Below are 19383 nucleotides of genomic sequence, written 5' to 3' on the forward strand. Positions count from 1 at the left end.
GGTTGTCTTTTAAGACTTTGGTCTGAAGAGGGTAAAACGGCTGCTAAACTGCCGTCTTCATCTAGGGAGAAACCAGCATGACACTTGCCGATATTGCCCGGCTTGCCGGGGTTTCGCGCACCACGGCAAGCTATGTAATCAACGGCCAGGCCGAACAGCGGCGTATTAGCCCGGCCACCATCGATAAAGTGATGGCCGTGGTGCGTCAGCACCGCTATCACATCGATCCTCAAGCTGCCGCGCTGCGCCGTGGCGCGAGCCGTTTGATTGGTTTGATCGTGCCGGATTTAGAGAACATCAGCTATGCGCGCCTTGCCAAGCGCCTGGAGCGCGGTGCCCGCGAACGCGGCTACCAGCTACTGGTGGTGAGTTCCGATGACTGCGCGGATAGTGAGCGCGCGCTGGCCTTGGCGCTGCGCGCCCAGCGCTGTGAGGTGCTGATTACCGCCAGCTGTCTGCCAGAGAGCGACACTTTTTATACGGATTTGGCCGACGAAGGCTGGAGCGTCGTTGGAATGGACCGTGGCCTGACACCCGAGCGTTTTGCCAGCGTGGTGAGCAATGACCAAGAGGCGGCTTACGCGCTGACGCGCTCGGTGATGGATGGGTCAACGCGTCGCATTGCCTGGTTGGATGCCATGCCCGAACTCTCGGTGAGCCGTGAGCGCCGTGCGGGTTTCTTTGCCGCCTTGGAAGGCCAGGGGGTTGAGGCGACCACCTTCAGCGGCGAGCGTTACGAGCGGGATGTGGGCGTGGCGCTGGCGCAGCAAGCGTTTGCGGCGGGCGAGGTGGATGCGCTGGTCACCGCCTCTTACGCACTCATGGAGGGCGTCTTCGATGAGCTGCTGGCTCGAGGTGGGATGCCGAGGACACTTCGGTTAGCCACCTTCGGCGATCATCGCCTGTTGGATTTTCTCCCCCAGCCGGTCAATTCGGCACTGCAAGATTACGACCGCATCGCCGAGCTGACGCTTCAGTGCGCGCTCGGGGCGATGAACGGAAGCTACCAATGCGGTCAGCAGGTGGTGGCACGCCACCTGCGTACTCGTTAAGCAAAAGGTGCGCGCGGTTATACCGTGCGGGCCTTTGCCCAGGCATTCGCGTCGGGGATCGACATATCGTAGCGTTCGGCCAAGTAGGGCGAGGAAAGCAGAAAGTCAGCACTCGCCGCATTACAGGCCACCGGCACGTTCCACAGCGCCGCCAAACGCAGCAGCGCTTTCACATCCGGGTCGTGGGGCTGCGGTGCAAAGGGGTCCCAGAAGAAAATCAGCACGTCGAGCTGCTGCTCGGCGATACGTGCACCGATCTGCTGGTCGCCGCCCAGCGGCCCGCTCATCAAGCCTTCTACCTCTAGCCCCAGGGCGGTCTTCAGCCGCCCGGCGGTAGTGCCCGTGCCAATCAGCGTGTGCTGGCTCAGCGTCTCCTGCCAGCGCGTCGCCCACTCCAACATCTCGGTTTTTTTGCCATCGTGGGCTATCAACGCAATACGCTTGCGCGGTTGCAGCGTGCGCACCGCTTGGCGGGGTGGGCGGGCATCGTTCATGGCATGGCTCTCCTGGTCATTCGCTTGTTATTCATCGTCCGTCGAGACGGTTATTCATTCGGCGTCGACGGCCAGTACTTTCATGGTGTTGGTGCCGCCATGGGCGTTCATGTGGTCGCCGCGAGTAAGAATGACATGCTCGCCCGGGCGTGCCAATCCATGGGCTTTCAGCAGCTTGATGGCTTCCTGGTTCACTTCGGTCGCCTCCATGTGCGTGGTATCGAATGGAAGCGAGACCACGCCGCGGTAAAGCGCCATGCGACGCTGGGCGATGGGGCTATGGGCCAAGCCTACGATCGGCAGGCCCGACCGAATGCGCGAGGCAATCAGCGGCGTGTAGCCGGTGGAGGTCATGCAGGCAATGGCGCGTACGCCGGTCAGATGGTTGGCGGCGTACATGGCGGAGAGCGCAATGGTTTCATCGATCCGCTCGAAGCCTTCATGGATGCGGTGGCCGGAGGCTTGAGCAATGCGCTCGCGCTCGGCACCCAGGCAGACGCGGTCCATGGCTTCGATGGTTTCCACCGGATAGTCGCCCGCTGCGGTTTCCGCCGAGAGCATGACGGCATCGGTGGCGTCGAGCACGGCGTTGGCTACGTCGAAGACTTCCGCACGGGTGGGGAGCGGCGATTCGATCATCGACTCCATCATTTGGGTGGCGGTGATCACCGCGCGATTCAGCGAACGGGCATGCTTGATAATGCGCTTTTGCGTGCCGATCAGCGCCTCATCGCCTATCTCTACGCCCAGGTCGCCGCGAGCGACCATCACCGCTTCCGATGCTTCGATGATCGCGTCCAAGGTGTCGTCGTTGGCGACGGCCTCGGCACGCTCCAATTTCGCCACCAGCCCGATCTCTTTGCCCTCGTCACCCAGTAGAACACGCGCTTCCTGCATGTCGGCGGCGCTGCGTGGGAACGAAACGGCGAGGTAATCCACGCCAATCTCGATGGCGGTTTTCAGGTCTTCTTTATCCTTATCGGTCAGCGCTGGGGCGGAAAGGCCGCCGCCTTGCTTATTGATGCCTTTATTGTTGGACAGCTTGCCGCCCGCGTGAACTCGGGTGTGAACTTCTTGCCCAACGATAGACGTGACGTCCAGCACGACGCGACCATCGTCCAGCAGCAGACGGTCGCCGGGGGTGACGTCATCGATGAGCGCTTTGTAGTCGCAGCCGACGCGCTCGCTGCTGCCGCCATTGGCATCTAGTGCCATGTCCAGCACGAACGGTTGACCGACCTCTAGATGAACGGCGCCTTCGGCAAAGCGCGAAATGCGAATTTTAGGGCCCTGCAAGTCGCCGAGGGCGGCGACACTGCGGCCCAGGCGCTGGGCGATCTCGCGGACAGCGTTGAGGCGTTTGCGATGATCATCGGCAGACCCATGGGAGAAGTTGAGGCGCACCACGTCAACGCCTGCTTTTAGCATGGCTTCCAATACCCCAGGACGGTCGCTGGCTGGGCCAAGCGTGGCGACGATTTTGGTACGGCGTAGGGGAGTCGAGGACGTTGCGCGTGTCATAGGGGCTCCTGGGGGCAGCGTTGCTGAACGTGGCCCGATAAAGGGCGGGTGAATCGTTGATTAAGTATTGGACTACGATAGCCTTTATATAGTAATTTTACTACATATTGGATAGTTATTAGCCTTTAGGGGCGGTTATGGCAGGTTTTAATCGGCCTACAGGTGATTAAATACGTATTTTTAGTAATTTTTTTACTGGATACGCCATCTACGACCACTGCTTGATTGAGGTGCTACCATGACAATAAGAGTTGCCATTAACGGATTTGGACGGATTGGCCGCAACGTACTGCGTGCACTGTATGAGAACGGCTACCGTGATCGCGTTCAGGTCGTTGCGATCAATGATCTGGGTGACCCTTCGCTTAATTCCCATCTACTGCGTCATGATACGGTTCACGGCCACTTCCCCTTCAGTGTCGAGCATGACGCCGAAAGCGTCAGCGTAGATGGTGATCGTATTACGATCTCCTCCGAGCGTGATCCGGCCAACCTACCCTGGGCGTCCATGAATATCGATCTCGTCATGGAGTGTACTGGTCTGTTCACCAAGCGCGAGGCGGCTGCCAAGCATATTGCTGCGGGCGCCAAGCGTGTGCTGATCTCAGCTCCCAGCCCGGACGCGGATGCCACCATCGTTTACGGTGTCAATGACGACATCCTCACCGCTGAGCACACCGTGGTGTCCAACGCGTCGTGCACGACGAACTGCCTAGCACCGGTTGCCAAAGCGCTGAACGACGCTGTTGGTATCGAAAACGGCCTGATGACCACGGTTCATGCCTACACCAACGACCAAAACCTGTCGGATGTGTACCACTCCGACCCCTACCGTGCCCGTAGCGCTACCCACTCCATGATTCCGACCAAGACCGGCGCTGCCGCTGCAGTAGGTCTGGTATTACCGGAGCTGGCGGGCAAGTTCGACGGTTTGGCGGTGCGCGTACCGGTGATCAACGTCTCTCTGGTGGATCTGACTTTCACTGCAGGACGTGATACGACCAAAGAGGAGATCAACGAGATCGTCGAGAAAGCCGCCGCGAACTCCCCTGTCCTGGCGGTTAACGCCCAGCCGCTGGTCTCCATCGATTTCAACCACGATGCGCACTCGTCTACCTTTGACGCGAATCACACCCGCGTTAATGGCCGGTTGGTGAAAATCATGGCGTGGTACGACAACGAGTGGGGCTTCTCCAACCGCATGTTGGATACCGCCATCGCCATGCAGAAAACTGCGCAGTAATCCCGCCGTTTAGGGGCTGTCCGCTAAGGACAGGTATCGCCCAACAGCAGCTCGGTCTGGAGCAGCTGTTGGGTCTTGGGTATTCGCCCCAGAATCATTTTGGCCGCGACACGTCCTTTGCCCGCGCTGTCCTGGCGCACGGTCGTCAATCGAGGGGCACGATATTGCCCTTCGGCAATGCCATCGAACCCCGTGATGCGTAACGCCTTCGGCACCTGGATGCCTCGCTGTTCCGCCAGCGTCAGCGCGGTCAGAGCAATCCGATCCGACATGCACAGCAGCAGATCGGGACGCTGCTCTGCTGGCTGATCGAGGATCTCGGTGATCACCGGCGAGCACACATCGAACACGTTCTCCTCGATGTTCCATAGCGGAATGGTATCGGTATCGAACCCGTGTTCACTGAGCGCGGCGTGAAACCCGGCGAGGCGTGCTCGGCTGATCGTGCTGCTGTCGGGAAGCAACGTATGCGCCTTCGTTACTCGGCCATTACAGGGCTCTCTGGTCAGCCGCAGGTTGATGATGGCAGGCCGGGTAGGACGCTGTTTAAGGGCATGCATGGCCATGGCGTAGCTAGCGTCACGGTCATCGATATGCACCGTGGGGCAGCCGTCGATATCGAAGTCGACCGAGACCAGCGGACGCTGCGACGGCAGTTCGTTCAACAGTTTATTGTTGGGCATCAGGCCGTAGACGATGAAGCCATCGGCAATGTTGGCCGAGCCGGGCGGTTGTGATGCGTGCCCCCGGCCTGGAAGCAGCAGCAGGGTATGGCCATGGGCATCCAGGACTTCCGCTACACCGGAAAGAAACTCACTGGCGACGGCATCGTTCAAGCTGTAAGTCAGGCTTTCGGCCAGAATCACCGCCACGATGCTGGAGCGGCCGGTGCGCAGGCTGCGCGCTTTGGCATCGGGGCCGTTATACCCCAGGCGTTTGGCTTCTTTGAGAATGCGATCGCGCAGCAGCGGAGAGAGCTGGTCGGGGCGATTGAAGGCGTTGGAAATCGTCGCAGTAGAAACGCCGAGTTCGAGCGCAAGGTCCTTTAAGGTCATTCGGCGAGGGGTGGTCACGGAGCTTCCTAAACTGGTGAAGAGTATGGGCGGAGAGAGTGCGTGCCGGACGCCTTTACAGCGCAGGCTAATTATTGAATTGTCGCGCACAAGAATAACGGCCTTGACGGTCTGACGACTACCCTCTTTGCAAGGTGCCTCATCCAGCCAAGGCCGTTATGGGTCTTTCTATCCGTGTTTAAGCGGCCGAGCGCGCCTTGGCTAGTGTCAACGCGGCGCCGCTCTCATCGAACAGGTGGACGTGTTCGGTATCCGGTACCAGCGACACCTGCTGGCCCTCTTGCCACTGGCTGGGCGCTTCGCTGCGATGGATGAGCAGCGTCGAGCCCGCTTTCGGCTCCAGATAGACGTAGACCTCGTTGCCCAGGTACTCGACGTTGACGATATCGAAGCAGTTATCGCCTTGAGGCGCTTCCAAGCGAAGGTGCTCGGGCCGCACGCCAAGCGTGAGCGAGGTGCCCTGTGAGTAAGCGTCGCCCGCTTGGGGCAGTGAGACCTCGCCGATGCCCGCTGCTTTGACGCGGCAGCCTTCGGCGGCGCCGCTGATCAGCTCGGCGGGCATAAAATTCATGGTAGGCGAGCCAATGAAGCCCGCGACGAATTGGGTGGCCGGACGCTGGTACAGCTCGTGGGGACTGCCCACTTGCTCCACATGGCCCCGGTTGAGCACTACGATCTTATCCGCCAGGGTCATGGCTTCGACCTGATCGTGGGTCACGTAGATCATGGTAGAGCCAAGACGGTTGTGCAGGCGGGCGATTTCGTTACGCATCTGCACCCGCAGCGAGGCATCCAGGTTGGAGAGCGGCTCGTCGAACAGCAGAATGCGCGGCTCCCGCGCCATGGCACGTCCCATCGCCACGCGCTGGCGCTGGCCGCCAGAGAGGGCTTTGGGTTTGCGGTGCAGCAGCTCTTCCAGCTGCAGGATTTTGGCCGTGCTCATTACCCGCTCGTGAACGGTCTCTTTAGCAGTGTTGGCCAGCTTTAGGCCAAAGGCCATGTTGTCGTAGACGGTCATGTGCGGGTAGAGCGCGTAGGACTGAAACACCATGCCGACGCCGCGCTCGCGGGGGGGTAGGTCGTTCACCACGGTGCCGCCAATGTTCAGGTCGCCATCGGTGATCGATTCGAGCCCTGCAATCAGGCGCAGTAGGGTGGATTTACCGCAGCCGGAGGGACCCACGAACACGACGAACTCGCCGTCGCCAATGGAAAGATCGACGTCTTTGATGATGTGGTCGCGGCCAAATACCTTGTTGACCTTTTCAAGCGTAACACTTGCCATGGTAACTCCTTGCCGACCTCGACCTGAGCGGGTCGGCTATCGTTATTAACTGTTATGGGCGGCGTTTAGGCAACCTGCATAAAGGCGGCTTGGTACGCGGGCAGCGTGAGTGTGCTGCCGTCTCGCGTGGCGGTAAAATGGGCGACCGGCAAGTCGCTGGCGACCTCCACGGGCAGGGTGGTTTGCTGCTCTTGCCCGGTCAGGTTGAAAACACATAGCAAGATCTCGTCGCCTTTTTGACGGGTAAAGCCGAGCAGGTCGTCACCGACGTCGACCAACGATAAATCGCCATCGAAGAGGGCGGGGTGGCGGCGGCGGAACGCCAGCAGGGCGCGTACGGTATTGAGTGTGGCGTTGGGGTCGTCTTGCTGGCGGCTCACCGCCAAATCCAAGTGACGAGCTTCCATGGGCAGCCACGGCTCTACTGGCGAGAAGCCACCCTGATCGCCGTCGGTCCAGGGCATGGGCGTGCGGCAGCCGTCGCGGCCTTTGAACTCGGGCCACAGCACTTTGCCGTAGGGGTCTTGAATGCGCTCGAAGGGCACGTCCGCTTCCGGTAGGCCCAGCTCTTCGCCTTGGTACAGGCACACGCTGCCGCGCAGTGAGAACAGCATGGCCAGCATCACTTTTGGGTAGGCGTGGGGGTCTTCCTCAGCGCCCCAGCGGGTCGCACTGCGCACCACGTCGTGGTTGGACGTGGCCCAGCAAGGCCAGGCGTCGCCCGCCAAGCGTTGGAAGCGTTCGATCACTTCGCGCAGGTAGCTGGCGGAGTGGGGCATGTTGAGCAGGTCGAAGGTGTACGCCATGTGCAGCTTATCGCCACCGGCAGTGTATTCGGCCATGCGTTCTAGCGGATTATCGTCGCCAATCTCACCCACGGTGGTGGTGCCGGGGTACTCATCCATCAGCGCACGCAGGTCTTTGAGGAAGTCCAGATTTTCCGGCCGGCTGAGGTCGTAGACATGGCGCTGCCAGGTGTAGGGGTTCGCTTCCGGTGCCCCCAGGGTTTTGGCTTCGCCTGTCGGTACCGGCGGGTTGTCCCGCAGTTCGGCGTCGTGGAAGTAGAAGTTGACCGTATCCAAGCGGAAGCCGTCTACGCCCAAATCCAGCCAGAAACGCATGTTGTCGAGCTGCGCCTGACGGGCTTCCGGGTGGTGGAAGTTCACGTCCGGCTGGCTGGTCAGGAAGTTGTGCAGATAGTACTGCTGGCGCCGGGAGTCGAAGGTCCACGCCGAGCCGCCAAAAATCGACAGCCAGTTGTTGGGCGGCGTGCCGTCGGGTTTCGGATCGGCCCATACGAACCAGTCGGCTTTAGGATTGGTGCGATTCTGGCGGCTCTCCTGGAACCAGGGGTGCTGATCGGAGGTATGGCTGATCACTTGGTCGATCATCACTTTCAAGCCCAGCGAGTGAGCTTTTTCCAGCAGCGCCTTGAAGTCTTCCAGCGTGCCGAACATGGGGTCTACGTCGCGGTAGTCACTCACGTCATAGCCGAAGTCGAGCATCGGAGAAGTAAAGAAGGGCGATAGCCAGATGCCGTCCACGTTGAGGGAGGCCACGTAATCCAGCTTTTCGGTGATGCCGTTCAGATCGCCTACGCCGTCGCCGCGGCTGTCCAAGAAGCTACGCGGATAGATTTGATAAATAACGCCGCCGCGCCACCACATCATGTTGTCTTGCATTACTGTGTTCCTTAAAAACGGTTGCTGAGTTTGATCAGCGAATTCATGGGACCATGGTGTGAAGGCGGTTAGCCCTTCACGGCACCCGCGGTCAGGCCGGACACGATGCGGCGCTGGAAAATGATGACCAGAATCACCAGCGGTACGGTGACCACGACGGAGGCTGCCATGATCGGCCCCCAGGGCAGTTCGTAGGCACTACCGCCTGACAGAAGGGCAATCGCAACCGGCACCGTGCGCTGCGCATCGGTCAGTGTGAAGGTCAGTGCGAACAGAAACTCGTTCCAGGCGGCGATGAATGCGAGCAGGCCCGTGGTCGCCATGGCGGGCCACATCAGCGGCAGAAATACCTTGGTGATGGTCACCCAGGGCGTTGCCCCATCCATGATCGCCGCCTCTTCCAGCTCCATGGGGAGCTGCTTCATGAAGGTGGTGAGCACCCACACCGTAAAGGGCAGGGTAAAGATGGTGTAGCTGAGAATGAGGCCTGCCGGGTTGTTGTAGAGGTTCAGCGCGCGAATCACTTCGAACAGCCCAGAGAGAACGGCCACTTGAGGGAACATCGACACGCCGAGAATGACCAGCAGCACGGTGGAGCGGCCGCGAAAGCGTACCCGACCCAGCGCGTAAGAAGCGGTGATGCCTAGCAGCAGCGCGATGAATACCACGCTGAACGCGACGATGATCGAGTTGAAGATCGCCCTCACGAAGCTCGATTGGCTAAAGATCTGTGCGTAGTTGTCCAGATTCCAGGTCGAGGGCCATAGCTCCACGCGGAACAGGTCGCTGGAGGGTTTTACCGAGGTAATGACGGCGTAGTAGAACGGGAAGACCGCGTACACCATGATGACGGCAATCAGTGCCCAGAACCCGACGCGTTTCGCTACTTTGGCTAACTGACGGCTGTTCATCAGTCACCTCCCAATTGAATCTGTTTGCGGCCAAGGTAGAGATAAGCCACGGTGGCCAGCGCGATGATCAAGAACAGCAGCGTGGATGCGGCGCTGCCGTAGCCGACGTCCTGAAACTCGACGAGCTGCTGGCGCGCGTAGACCGACATCGACATCGTGCTGGTGGAGTTGGAGGTCAACACGTAGATCACGTCGAAGACCCGCAGGGCATCCAGCAGGCGGAAGATGACCGCCACCATCAGCGCCGGGGTAATCAGCGGTAGCGTGACCTTGAAGAACACGCGCACCGGATGAATGCCATCCACCTCGGCGGCTTCGTAGCAATCTTTGGGCAGCATCTGCAGCGCGGCCAGGACCAACAGAGCCACGAAGGGAATCGTTTTCCACACGTCGACCATGATCACCGCCCACATGGAGTAGGTGGCGCTCGCGGTCCAAGCGATGGGGTTATCAATAATACCGACCATCATCAGCAGGTGGTTGATGATGCCGAACTGGTCGTTGAGCATCCACGCCCACATCTGAGCCGACACGATGGTAGGAATGGCCCAGGGAATCAGCACGGCCGCCCGAACGATCACGCGGCCTTTGAATTCTGCGTTCAAAATCAGTGCGACGATGACGCCGAAAACGACTTCCAGCGATACCGACACCACCGAGAAGTAAACCGTGTTCCACACGGACTGCCACCACACTGGGTCCGCCAGCACGCCAAACCAGCGGCCGTTGTCGTAGACCAGGTAGTTTTCAAAACCGATCAGATTCGCCGAGCCCAAATCGGAGAGCGACGCATCGGTAAAACTCAGGAAAAACGTACGTAGTAACGGCCAGCCCGCCACCAGCGTGAGGGCAATCAGCATGGGGGCTAAGAACAGCCACGCCGCCTTGACGCGTTGGCGGCGGACCTTGGTACCCCGTTGCCGCCGCGCTGGCGTGGCGGAACGCGCCCCGAGGGGCGCGTTTTGGTGAGAGTGGTGAGAAGAGCTCGACATAGGTGTCTCCGCGTTTACCAGTTGCGACGCTTCAGGCGCAGCAATTCGCCTTCAAGGTCGGCGACGGCTTGAGCGCCATCTTTGGTGCCGGACAGCACGTCATGAGAGGTGCTGAAGAACGCGTTGCTGACACGGCCATAGGCATCGCCCGTGGGGGCAGAGGGGCGGGCCACCGCGTTGGTGAACGTATCGTAAAGCGTGCCGAAGAAGGGCACGGCATCCAGCACTTCCTGGTCTTGGTAGAGCGAATCGATCGTCGGGTTGTAAGAAGCCTGAATGGCGCGGCGCTTTTGCTCTTCTTCACCGGTCAGATACGCCACCAGGTCAGCGGCGATCTCAGGATGCTCGCTGTAGCGCGACACGGCCAGGTTCCAGCCGCCCAGGCCCGCGGCGCTCTGGCCCTCTTCACCGCCGGCAGGCAGCTGCACGACGCCTACTTTGCCGCGCACGTCGCTATCGTCACTCTGGGCCAGTGACCACGCGTAGGGCCAGTTGCGCATGAAGACGGCATTGCCGCCCTGGAAAACACCCCGTGCTTCCTCTTCGGTGTAGTTCAGCACGCCTTCCGGGGAGATGTCGCCAATCCAAGAGGCGGCCAGATCCAGCGCTTGGGCAGCGCGCTCGTTGTTGATGGTCACTTCGCCTTCGTTATCGACCACGGTGCCGCCGCCAAAGCTGGCAACCCACTCGAGGGCGTTGACGGTCAGGCCTTCGTAGGCGCGGCCTTGGAACACGAAGCCCTGCATACGGTCGTTGCCCGCTTCACGCTCGGCGTTTTGAATATCGCGCGCGATCTCCGTCATCTCTTGCCACGTGGTGGGCACCTCGTGGCCATGCTTTTCCAGCAGGTCTTCGCGGTAGTACAGCACCCCCGCATCGGTAAACCAGGGCATGGCGACCAGGCGGTCATCGATGGTGTTATTGGTCACGATGGTGTCGAAGTGACCGGCTGCGGCGTCTTCACCCAGTACTTCGCGCAGGTCGAGCAGGTGGTTGGCTAGCAGACCGGGCCATACCACGTCGATCTGCATCACATCGATATCGCTGGAGTTAGCGGAGAGAATTTGTTGATAGAGAGACAGGCGCTCAGTAGACGAGTTGGGCGTTGAAACCACATCGACGCTGTGGCCGGTTTTCTCTTCCCAAGCGCGTACGCCTTCTTGGCAAAGGGTCAACTCTGCGCCAACTGCACCACAGGAGATCGTCAGTTCGGCCGCCTGGGCAGACCCGGTGGCACTGGCAAGACTGGCCAAAGCAATAGCTGAAGTGAGTAGTGTCTTTTTCATTACGGCGTTCCTCGGCGTTTATTGTTGTGGGTGATGGGGTATCAATGCGCTCATAGCGCCTACTTAAACGATTAAGTACGCTGCCAGTTAGCCGTCTGTCGTCGTGAAGTTCAATAGCGACTTTTGTCTAATCTATGTCAATTCAATTTCTCTAAGATAAATAACCTTTTAGACATTGGTCGATAATTAGTAAAAGCTTGTTGGTTTACGTGCTCTTAATCGATTAAGTTTCAACTGTCACTCTATCTTCACACAACACGAAAGTTGCTTTGCAACACGTTGAGTCAATCACCTTGTCGCGTTGTTGGGCACAGGCTTCGGCGAGTCGAAGTAACGACACGGGTGGCAGCACTGAAACGCTGGCTTTTTTTACACCGGTTTTGGGGCCGGTGATCAAAAAGTAGGGAGCCAAACGGTTCGGGCGTTCGGGATAAAAAACAATAGGATTTAACACTAGGGTTGAAAAACAATGCATAAAATGACGTTCAAAACACCTTTAGCCATTGCCGTCGCCGCTGCCAGCTTCGGTCTTTGCGGTGCCGCCAATGCTGACATGACCTTGGAAGAGCGCTTTGCCGAGCTGGAAGCACGCATTGCAGCCGCTGAGCAGCGAGCTGAAGCGGCCGAGCGCCGCGCCGAGCTAGCCGAGCAAGGTCGCGGAACCGCGCCTGCATCCAGCGCCCCGGCTGCGGCGACTACCAATGCCGATATCGAAGAGCGCCTGGCCCGCGTCGAACGCCAGGCCAGCGGCGAAGAGGGCTTTTCGTTTAACGTTTACGCCCGATCTGGCCTGCTGATTGGTGAAGATGGCAAAAGTGCACCGGGTGGCCCGTACCTAACGCCCGCCGGTGGTAACGGTGGGGCGGTAGGGCGTTTGGGCAACGAGCCGGACACCTACTCTGAAGCGATCCTGAACTACCGCATGCAGTTCGATAACGGCGCCAAAGCCCGCTACACCACCATGCTGGCCCATGGCACCAACTCCAGCAACGACTGGGTGGGCGATGACACCAACCTGAACGTGCGTCAGGTGTACGCAGAGTTCAGCGATTTGCCGAGCTTTACAGGGGCCTTCGAGAACGCCTCGATCTGGGCGGGTAAGCGCTTCGATCGCAATAACTTCGACATTCACTGGCTTGACAGCGACGTGGTCTTTCTCGCCGGTACCGGTGGTGGTGTGTACGACGTGCAGCTGGCGGAGAACTGGAAAACCAACTTCTCGCTCTATGGTCGCAGCTTCAGCGACTTCCCGGTCGTCAACCGTGAAAACCCCGGTTTGGACGGCGAAAACAGCGATACCGACAACCTTGTCCTGACCTCCAACAACTACTTCGGTAACTGGCAGGTGATGGTCAACGGCATGTCCGCTGCCGATAACGACGAGCGCGACATCGGCGTGGGCCAAACCGCTGCCGATACCGGTTGGCACACCATGGTGGCCTACCACGGTGATAGCTTCTTTGGGTTGGGCGACGGTAACTTCAAGGCCGCCGTACTGCACGGCCAAGGCCTGGGTGCCGAGGTGAAAGGCTTGGGTAGCAACGGCGACTTGACCGATGATGCCAGCGCCACGCGCCTTGCCCTCTACGGCACGACCTACATTGCCCCGCAGTGGCGCATTGCGCCGGCCATCCTGGCGGAAACCAGCGACGACCGTTTTGCTAGTGGCGATAGCTATGATTGGGCCACGCTGAACGTTCGCCTGGCGAACGAAATCAACCAAAACTTCGAAATGCAGTACGAAGCCAGCTACCAGTGGATGGACTTCGAGCCGCAGGGTTACAGCGGTCGCAATGCGGTGGACGGCGACTACATGAAGTTCACCATCGCTCCGACCTTCAAGCCGGAAGTGGGCGGGTTCTGGAAGCGTCCTGAAATCCGTCTGTTCACCACCTACAGCGACTGGGATGAGAGCCTGAACAGCTACGGTGCTAGCTCTCTGGGCAGCGACGGCTTCACAGGTGGTGAGTTCACCTTCGGTGTCCAAACCGAAGTATGGTTCTAGGGGAGTACCGCTCGCTAGCAAGACTGCTTTCGATCTCATGGCGGCATGAGCGCCATCTGCCCATGCTGATTGCCCGCGACTCGTCGCGGGCTTTTTATTGTCCAAATGAGTAGCCTAAGTCATGAGACGAGGACGTTGGTAGACACACATAGGAGAGGGCCATGCCGCTGCTACAAGAAAAGCTTACCGCACCGACGTTGCCACTGGGCGTCGTGGCAAGGCCGCGCCTCAATGATGCCTTTGCATTGAACGAGCGCGTGCGCCTGCTTCTCGTTCAAGCCCCGTCGGGTTATGGCAAGACCACGCTACTGGCAGAACGCCTACCCGCCCTGGAGCAAGACGCCGCTTGGCTGCGCCTGGACCAGCGCGACAATCGGCCCGAGCGCTTTTTAAGCTACTGGCAAGCCGCCATCGATACGCTGTTACGTGAGGATGCGCCGCTGTCGCCTTTGTCCGAGGAGGCGGAGTGCGTGGAGCAGCTAGAGCGCTGGCTGGGCGAGCTGCCGAAGCAGCGGACGGCTTGTCGGCTGGTCGTGGATGAGTTCGAGCACCTGACGCACCCCGATATTCTGGCGGGGCTTGCCCACTGGCTGCGTCATCAGCCGCCCTGGCTGACCCTGACCCTGGCCAGTCGCTCCCGGCCTGCGCTGGGCCTTGCCAGCCTGCGGCTGCGCGGCGAACTCGAAGAGATCGATCTAAGCGCCCTGGCCTTCGATAGCGAAGAGGCGCAAACCCTCTGCGCCGAGCAGCTCAGTTTTCCGCCTACTCGGGTGAGCCTGGAGCGGGCGCTGCGCCGCAGCGGCGGCTGGGTGATGGCCCTGAACTGGCTGGTGGAGCGTACGACGACTCGCGCCGGATTCGATGCGCTGGTCGAGCGGCTAAACGGCGGTCATCCCGATTTTGTGGCCTGGTTCGATGAACGGCTGGCCGAGGCGCTGCCCCCTGAGGAGCGAGAGCTACTACTGCAGCTCGGTGTGCTGGAGCGCTTCTCACCTGAATTGATGGCGCGCCTGCTGGAGGGCGAGCGGCTTACCCAGCGGCTCGATGCCTTCGAGCAAGCGGGGCTATTCATCGAGCGGCCCGACCCCCACGCCCAGTGGTACCGCTTTCAACGGCTGTTCGGGGAGTACCTGCGCCACCGCCGCCACGAGCTTAGCTTGGCCACCCAGCGCACCCTGCACCAGCGGGCCAGCCAAGCCTGGCTGGCACTCAACGACCCGATCATGGCGTTGCGCCAAGCCATTTTGGCGGAATCGCCCGAGGAGGTGGCCAGTCTACTGGTCGCGCAAGGGCCAGCGCTGTTGGCCAGCGGGGCCTACGCGCTGCTGGCTCAAGGGCTTGGGCTGCTGGGGGAGCCGCAAATCTCGACACGCCCAGAGCTGGCGCTGCTCTACGGCTGGGTCTCCCATGCGCAGTTCCAGTTCGATATCACCGCACGAGTCATCCAATGGATCGAAGCGCAGCTGGAGGCCCCAGAGTGGCAGCGGCTGACGGCCGAGTTTGCCACCCTGCGCGCCCAATTAGCGATCAATCAGGGCAACGCCGAGCGCGCTGCGCCGCTCGCTGAACAGGCGCTGGCCGTGCCCGCCCGCTATTTAGCCTCCACCCCGCTGACCGCGACCGCCATCTTGAGCGAGGCGCGTTTCGTGCTGGGCTATCTGGACGAGTCGCTGCAACGGGTGCGCGAGGTGGAGCGTCTGGCACGCCAGCGAGAAGATCACCAGCTACTGCTGTGGTCATTCTGCCATCAGTCGGAAACGCTGGTGGCCCAGGGGCGCTTGCAGGCCGCTTACGATATTCAAGAGCGCGCTTTTGCCCATCTGGAGCGGGCAGAGCTCGAGCACCTGCCCGTGGCGGAGTTTCTCTACCGGATTCGCAGCCAGGTGCTTTGGGAGTGGCACCGCCTGGATGAAGCCGAGCAGGCCGCGCTCAAAGGCATTGCCGTGCTCGACAACCAGGGCGAGCGCTGGACGCTGCAGTGCCACATTCAACTGGCCAAAATTGCCCAGAGCCGTGGCGATCAGGCTCAGTGCGCTGATCATATTCGGCGGCTGCGTAAAATCCTGGCCGAAGGCGATTACCATATCGACTGGGTGGCCAATGCCCACGCCACGCTGCTGGCCTGGTGGCACTCCACGCAAGACCTCGACGCGGTAGAGCGCTGGCGTCAGGAAGCGCCCGCCCCCATCACCGACGGGGCCACCAACCACTTTGCACAGTGTAACGTACGCAATCACGCCCGGGCGCTCACGCTGCTGGGCCGCTTTGATGAGGCCCGCGCGCTGTTGGAAGCGCTCGAAGTCCATACTCAAAGACTTGGGCTGGTCACCGATGCCAATCGCAACCAGCTCTGCCTCGCGGCCGCTGCGTGGTCGGCTGGCCAGGAGGCGCAAGCCCGCCGCCACATGCATCAAGCGCTCAGTTTGGCGTCTCGCACGGCGTTGATAGGCAGCTTTTTGCGCATGGGCAAACCGTTGGGAGATCTGCTGTCGGGCGTATTGACGGACGGTCCGCTTTCAGCGCTGGAGCAGGCGAGGGCAGAGCGGCTGCTGGCGCTGGCGGGTCAGCAGAAAGATTTTGGAAGCGCCCGACGCTTGATGCTGGATGAAACGGTGATCGCCGATATTGTCGCAAGACCTGACGTGCCGGAGCTGATTCGCACCTCGCCGCTCACCCGACGCGAATGGCAAATCCTGGGGTTGATTTACGCCGGGCTCTCCAATGAGCAGATTGCCGAACAGCTCTCGGTGGCGCCGACGACCATCAAGACCCATATCCGCAGCCTTTACCAAAAGCAGAGCATTCGCCGCCGGGACGAAGCCATTGCGCTGGCAGGGCAACTCATGGCGCATATTCAGGGGGAGTGAGGCGCCGTGTGATCACTCCTCCCCGGGCCTACGCCTGGTATGCCCAGTGGGGGAGGATTCTATCAAGCGGCGTAGCCTGCATCATGCCGAGCATGGGCCATCTCTCTATTCATCGAGATACCGACGGCAATAACAAGGATAAGGATCATGATGCAGACACCTTCTACTTCTCACTACGTTGGCAGCCAAGGGGCCGACTGGTGGCGCGGCGCGGTGATTTACCAAATCTACCCGCGCAGTTTCATGGACAGTCACGGCGACGGCATTGGCGATTTGCAAGGCGTGATCGACAAGCTCGACTACATCGCGTCATTAAACGTCGATGCGATTTGGCTGTCGCCGTTTTTTACCTCGCCGATGAAAGATTTCGGCTACGACATCAGCAACTACCGCGATGTCGACCCCATGTTCGGCACGCTGGACGACTTCGACCGCCTGGTCGAAGCGGCCCACGCGCGGGGGCTGAAAGTGACGATCGATCAGGTGATGTCCCACACCTCCGACCAGCACGCGTGGTTCGAAGAGAGCCGCCAAAGCCGCGACAACCCAAAAGCCGACTGGTACGTATGGGCCGACCCCAAACCCGACGGCGCGCCGCCCACCAACTGGCAGTCGGTATTCGGCGGCAGCGCCTGGCAGTGGGATACCCGCCGCTGCCAGTACTACCTGCACAACTTCCTGGCCAGCCAGCCGGATCTCAACTTCCGCACCCCTGCCGTGGTCGACGCCATGCTGGAAGAGGTGCGCTTCTGGTTGGAGCGCGGCGTGGATGGCTTCCGGCTGGATGCGGTGAATTTCTGCACCCACGGCGAGTTAAAAGACAATCCGCCGCGCCAGGAAATCACCGAGAGCTTCCTAGGCGTTCGCCCTGACAACCCCTACGGCTATCAGCTCCACCATTACGACAAGACTCAGCCGGAAAATCTCGTTTTCCTGGAGCGGCTGCGGGCACTGTTGGATGAGTACCCCGGCACCACAAGCGTAGGTGAAGTGGGCGACGACGATGCGCTCGGCGTGATGGCGGAGTACTCCCAGGGCGGCAAGCGCCTGCACATGTGCTACTCGTTCAACCTGCTGACCGATAAAGCCGACCCCGGCTACTTGCACGAAACGCTCACCGAGATGGAAGCGCGCATTGGCGATGGCTGGCCCTGCTGGGCGCTGGGCAACCACGACGTAACGCGACTGGCCACCCGCTGGCAGGCGGAAGGGCAGCTCGATAAGCTGCGCCTCTATTTGGTGTTCCTGTTCAGCCAGCGGGGCAGCGTATGCCTCTACCAGGGCGAAGAGCTGGGGCTACCCGAGGCGGAGCTGACGTTCGAGCAGCTCGTCGATCCGGCGGGCATCACCTTCTGGCCCGCCTATAAAGGTCGCGATGGCTGCCGCACCCCGCACCCCTGGCAGGAGGACGCTCGCCATGCGGGCTTTAGCAGCGCTACCCCCTGGCTGCCGGTGCCCGATTCCCACGCAAGTTTGGCGGTGGACCAGCAAGAGCAGGATGCCGATTCGCTGCTCAATGCCTACCGCGCGTTTTTAGCCTTCCGCCGCACGCAGCCTGCGCTGGTGAAAGGCGACGTGGACTACCATCCGGTACGCGACGAGGTGCTCTGTTTGGAGCGCACCCATCAGCAAACTCGCCTGCTGGTGGCGCTGAACTTTAGCGATCAAACCGTGACCCGCTCGGCTCCCGAGGGCGCTGAAGCACTGGAGGGTGCACCTAAGTGGCTAAACGGCGAGTGGCAGGCAGGTACGCTGACACTGCCGCCGTTTGGGGTGGCGATTGCCCGCTGCCCGCACACTCAGGAGGAAGCACCATGGGACGTTTGACGCTTAGCGGCATCGGTAAGTCTTTCGATGGTATTGCAATCTCACGGGATATCGACCTCACCATCGAAGACGGCGAGTTCGTCGTTTTCGTGGGCCCCTCCGGCTGCGGTAAATCCACGCTACTCCGCATGATTGCAGGCTTGGAAGACATCACCACCGGGGATATGCAGCTCGATGGCCAGCGGATCAACGAGATACCGCCCCAGGAGCGGGACATCGGCATGGTGTTCCAATCCTACGCGCTCTACCCGCACATGAGCGTGGCGGAGAACATGGCCTTTGGCTTGAAGCTGGCGCGTACCGACAAGGCGGAGATCCGTCGCCGCGTGGAGCACGCCGCCGAGATGCTGCATCTCACCGACCTTCTGGAGCGCAAGCCCAAAGACCTCTCCGGCGGCCAGCGCCAGCGGGTGGCCATTGGCCGCACCCTGGTCAAAGAGCCTGCCGTGTTTCTGTTCGACGAGCCGCTCTCCAATCTGGATGCCGCGCTGCGCGTGGATATGCGGGTACAGATCGCCGCGCTGCACAAGCGCCTGAACGCCACCATGATCTACGTGACCCACGATCAGGTGGAGGCGATGACCCTGGCCGACCGTATCGTGCTGCTCTCGAAAGGACGTATTGCCCAGGTAGGCGCGCCGCTGTCGCTGTATCACTTTCCTACCACCCTGGAAGTCGCCGAGTTCATCGGCTCGCCGCGGATCAATACGCTGCCGGTAACGGTGGTCGACCCCGGCGAGCGTCAGACCCTGGTGCGCCTGCATAGCGGTGAAACGCTGGCGGTGGCGGTCAACGGTCAGCAGCTTCAAGCAGGCGATAGGGCCACCCTGGGACTGCGTGCCGAAGACTTCGTGGCGCCCGAGCAAGCCGACGCCGCCTTGAGCGCCACGCTGATGGTGGCCGAAAAGCTGGGCTATGAAACCCTCGCCCACTGGCAGTTGGCGGGCATCGATACCCCCGTGACCCAGCGGCTGGATGGCCTGACACGGCTGGAAGAGGGCCAGGTTTCGCGCTTGGGAATCGCTGGCCAGCGCTGCCACCTGTTCGATGCCGACGGTAATGCCTGTCCGCGCCAGGTCACGGTGGATGGGGTGAGCCGTTAATTTTTAAACACTCAAACTTTTTTTCAAAAAGAGTGCATCCAA

The 19383-nt window shown here is 60.6% G+C and carries 14 protein-coding genes; 6 read left to right on the forward strand and 8 right to left on the reverse strand.

Annotated elements, in window-relative coordinates; all coding sequences use genetic code 11:
* Positions 1-77 precede the first annotated feature (77 nt).
* Complete coding sequence (gene cra / locus FRH_RS12885; protein ID WP_281996972.1) at positions 78-1052, forward strand: catabolite repressor/activator; 975 nt, start codon at positions 78-80, stop codon at positions 1050-1052.
* Positions 1053-1069: 17 nt separating this feature from the next.
* On the opposite strand, the gene FRH_RS12890 is transcribed toward cra, so the two are convergent.
* Together FRH_RS12890 and pyk are read right to left on the reverse strand one after the other, a co-directional pair.
* Entirely contained in the window at positions 1070-1546 is a 477-nt protein-coding gene (locus tag FRH_RS12890) for a methylglyoxal synthase (protein WP_281996973.1), read from the reverse strand.
* 54 nt (positions 1547-1600) lie between these two features.
* A complete protein-coding gene (gene pyk, locus FRH_RS12895; protein WP_281996974.1) occupies positions 1601-3067 on the reverse strand; it encodes a pyruvate kinase in 1467 nt (488 codons plus the stop codon).
* 238 nt (positions 3068-3305) lie between these two features.
* Between pyk and gap the strand changes: the two genes are divergently transcribed.
* A complete protein-coding gene (gap, locus tag FRH_RS12900) occupies positions 3306-4310 on the forward strand; it encodes a type I glyceraldehyde-3-phosphate dehydrogenase (RefSeq protein ID WP_281996975.1) in 1005 nt (334 codons plus the stop codon).
* A gap of 23 nt (positions 4311-4333) precedes the next feature.
* Here the strand turns inward: gap and FRH_RS12905 are convergent, their stop codons facing one another.
* From FRH_RS12905 to FRH_RS12930, 6 genes are all read right to left on the reverse strand, one after another.
* Positions 4334-5383, reverse strand: a complete 1050-nt coding sequence (locus tag FRH_RS12905) for a LacI family DNA-binding transcriptional regulator (RefSeq protein WP_231125665.1) — start codon at positions 5381-5383, stop codon at positions 4334-4336.
* A gap of 178 nt (positions 5384-5561) precedes the next feature.
* Positions 5562-6668: a sn-glycerol-3-phosphate ABC transporter ATP-binding protein UgpC gene (gene ugpC / locus FRH_RS12910; RefSeq protein WP_139528479.1), complete on the reverse strand. Its 1107-nt coding sequence runs from the start codon at positions 6666-6668 to the stop codon at positions 5562-5564.
* 65 nt (positions 6669-6733) lie between these two features.
* Entirely contained in the window at positions 6734-8350 is a 1617-nt protein-coding gene (locus FRH_RS12915) for an alpha-glucosidase family protein (RefSeq protein ID WP_139528480.1), read from the reverse strand.
* A 68-nt stretch (positions 8351-8418) separates the two neighbouring features.
* The gene (locus tag FRH_RS12920) at positions 8419-9261 is read right to left on the reverse strand and encodes a carbohydrate ABC transporter permease (protein WP_139528481.1); all 843 of its coding nucleotides are present in this window, start codon (positions 9259-9261) and stop codon (positions 8419-8421) included.
* On the reverse strand, positions 9261-10253 hold the full coding sequence (locus FRH_RS12925; protein ID WP_139528482.1) for a sugar ABC transporter permease: 993 nt from the start codon (positions 10251-10253) through the stop codon (positions 9261-9263). Before FRH_RS12925 ends, FRH_RS12920 begins: the two co-directional genes overlap by 1 nt.
* A 14-nt stretch (positions 10254-10267) precedes the next feature.
* Positions 10268-11539, reverse strand: a complete 1272-nt coding sequence (locus FRH_RS12930; RefSeq protein ID WP_219863351.1) for an ABC transporter substrate-binding protein — start codon at positions 11537-11539, stop codon at positions 10268-10270.
* Between the two features lie 469 nt (positions 11540-12008).
* Between FRH_RS12930 and FRH_RS12935 the strand changes: the two genes are divergently transcribed.
* The 4 genes from FRH_RS12935 (at position 12009) to ugpC (FRH_RS12950) (ending at position 19341) form a co-directional block, all read left to right on the forward strand.
* On the forward strand, positions 12009-13544 hold the full coding sequence (locus FRH_RS12935) for a carbohydrate porin (protein WP_139528484.1): 1536 nt from the start codon (positions 12009-12011) through the stop codon (positions 13542-13544).
* A gap of 161 nt (positions 13545-13705) precedes the next feature.
* Positions 13706-16411 carry an HTH-type transcriptional regulator MalT gene (gene malT, locus FRH_RS12940; RefSeq protein WP_281996976.1) on the forward strand — a complete coding sequence of 902 codons (2706 nt, stop codon included), beginning with the start codon at positions 13706-13708 and terminating at the stop codon, positions 16409-16411.
* A 147-nt stretch (positions 16412-16558) separates the two neighbouring features.
* Entirely contained in the window at positions 16559-18238 is a 1680-nt protein-coding gene (locus tag FRH_RS12945) for an alpha-amylase family glycosyl hydrolase (protein WP_281996977.1), read from the forward strand.
* Positions 18226-19341 (forward strand): sn-glycerol-3-phosphate ABC transporter ATP-binding protein UgpC, encoded by a 1116-nt coding sequence (gene ugpC / locus FRH_RS12950; RefSeq protein ID WP_281996978.1) that lies wholly within the window; start codon positions 18226-18228, stop codon positions 19339-19341. The genes FRH_RS12945 and ugpC (FRH_RS12950) overlap by 13 nt, the downstream gene beginning before the upstream one ends.
* Positions 19342-19383: the final 42 nt, after the last annotated feature.

Source organism: Halomonas sp. A020 (assembly GCF_027943625.1).
Classification (GTDB): Bacteria; Pseudomonadota; Gammaproteobacteria; order Pseudomonadales; family Halomonadaceae; genus Vreelandella; species Vreelandella piezotolerans.

What these genes read in the sequence shown, in the direction of transcription:
- ugpC (WP_281996978.1), top strand. Translation starts at nt 18,226, where the DNA reads ATGGGACGTTTGACGCTTAGCGGCATCGGTAAGTCTTTCGATGGTATT.
- FRH_RS12935 (WP_139528484.1), top strand. Translation starts at nt 12,009, where the DNA reads ATGCATAAAATGACGTTCAAAACACCTTTAGCCATTGCCGTCGCCGCT.
- FRH_RS12925 (WP_139528482.1), bottom strand. Translation starts at nt 10,253, where the DNA reads ATGTCGAGCTCTTCTCACCACTCTCACCAAAACGCGCCCCTCGGGGCG.
- cra (WP_281996972.1), top strand. Translation starts at nt 78, where the DNA reads ATGACACTTGCCGATATTGCCCGGCTTGCCGGGGTTTCGCGCACCACG.
- FRH_RS12945 (WP_281996977.1), top strand. Translation starts at nt 16,559, where the DNA reads ATGATGCAGACACCTTCTACTTCTCACTACGTTGGCAGCCAAGGGGCC.
- FRH_RS12915 (WP_139528480.1), bottom strand. Translation starts at nt 8,350, where the DNA reads ATGCAAGACAACATGATGTGGTGGCGCGGCGGCGTTATTTATCAAATC.
- FRH_RS12920 (WP_139528481.1), bottom strand. Translation starts at nt 9,261, where the DNA reads ATGAACAGCCGTCAGTTAGCCAAAGTAGCGAAACGCGTCGGGTTCTGG.
- ugpC (WP_139528479.1), bottom strand. Translation starts at nt 6,668, where the DNA reads ATGGCAAGTGTTACGCTTGAAAAGGTCAACAAGGTATTTGGCCGCGAC.
- FRH_RS12930 (WP_219863351.1), bottom strand. Translation starts at nt 11,539, where the DNA reads ATGAAAAAGACACTACTCACTTCAGCTATTGCTTTGGCCAGTCTTGCC.
- gap (WP_281996975.1), top strand. Translation starts at nt 3,306, where the DNA reads ATGACAATAAGAGTTGCCATTAACGGATTTGGACGGATTGGCCGCAAC.
- pyk (WP_281996974.1), bottom strand. Translation starts at nt 3,067, where the DNA reads ATGACACGCGCAACGTCCTCGACTCCCCTACGCCGTACCAAAATCGTC.
- FRH_RS12890 (WP_281996973.1), bottom strand. Translation starts at nt 1,546, where the DNA reads ATGAACGATGCCCGCCCACCCCGCCAAGCGGTGCGCACGCTGCAACCG.
- malT (WP_281996976.1), top strand. Translation starts at nt 13,706, where the DNA reads ATGCCGCTGCTACAAGAAAAGCTTACCGCACCGACGTTGCCACTGGGC.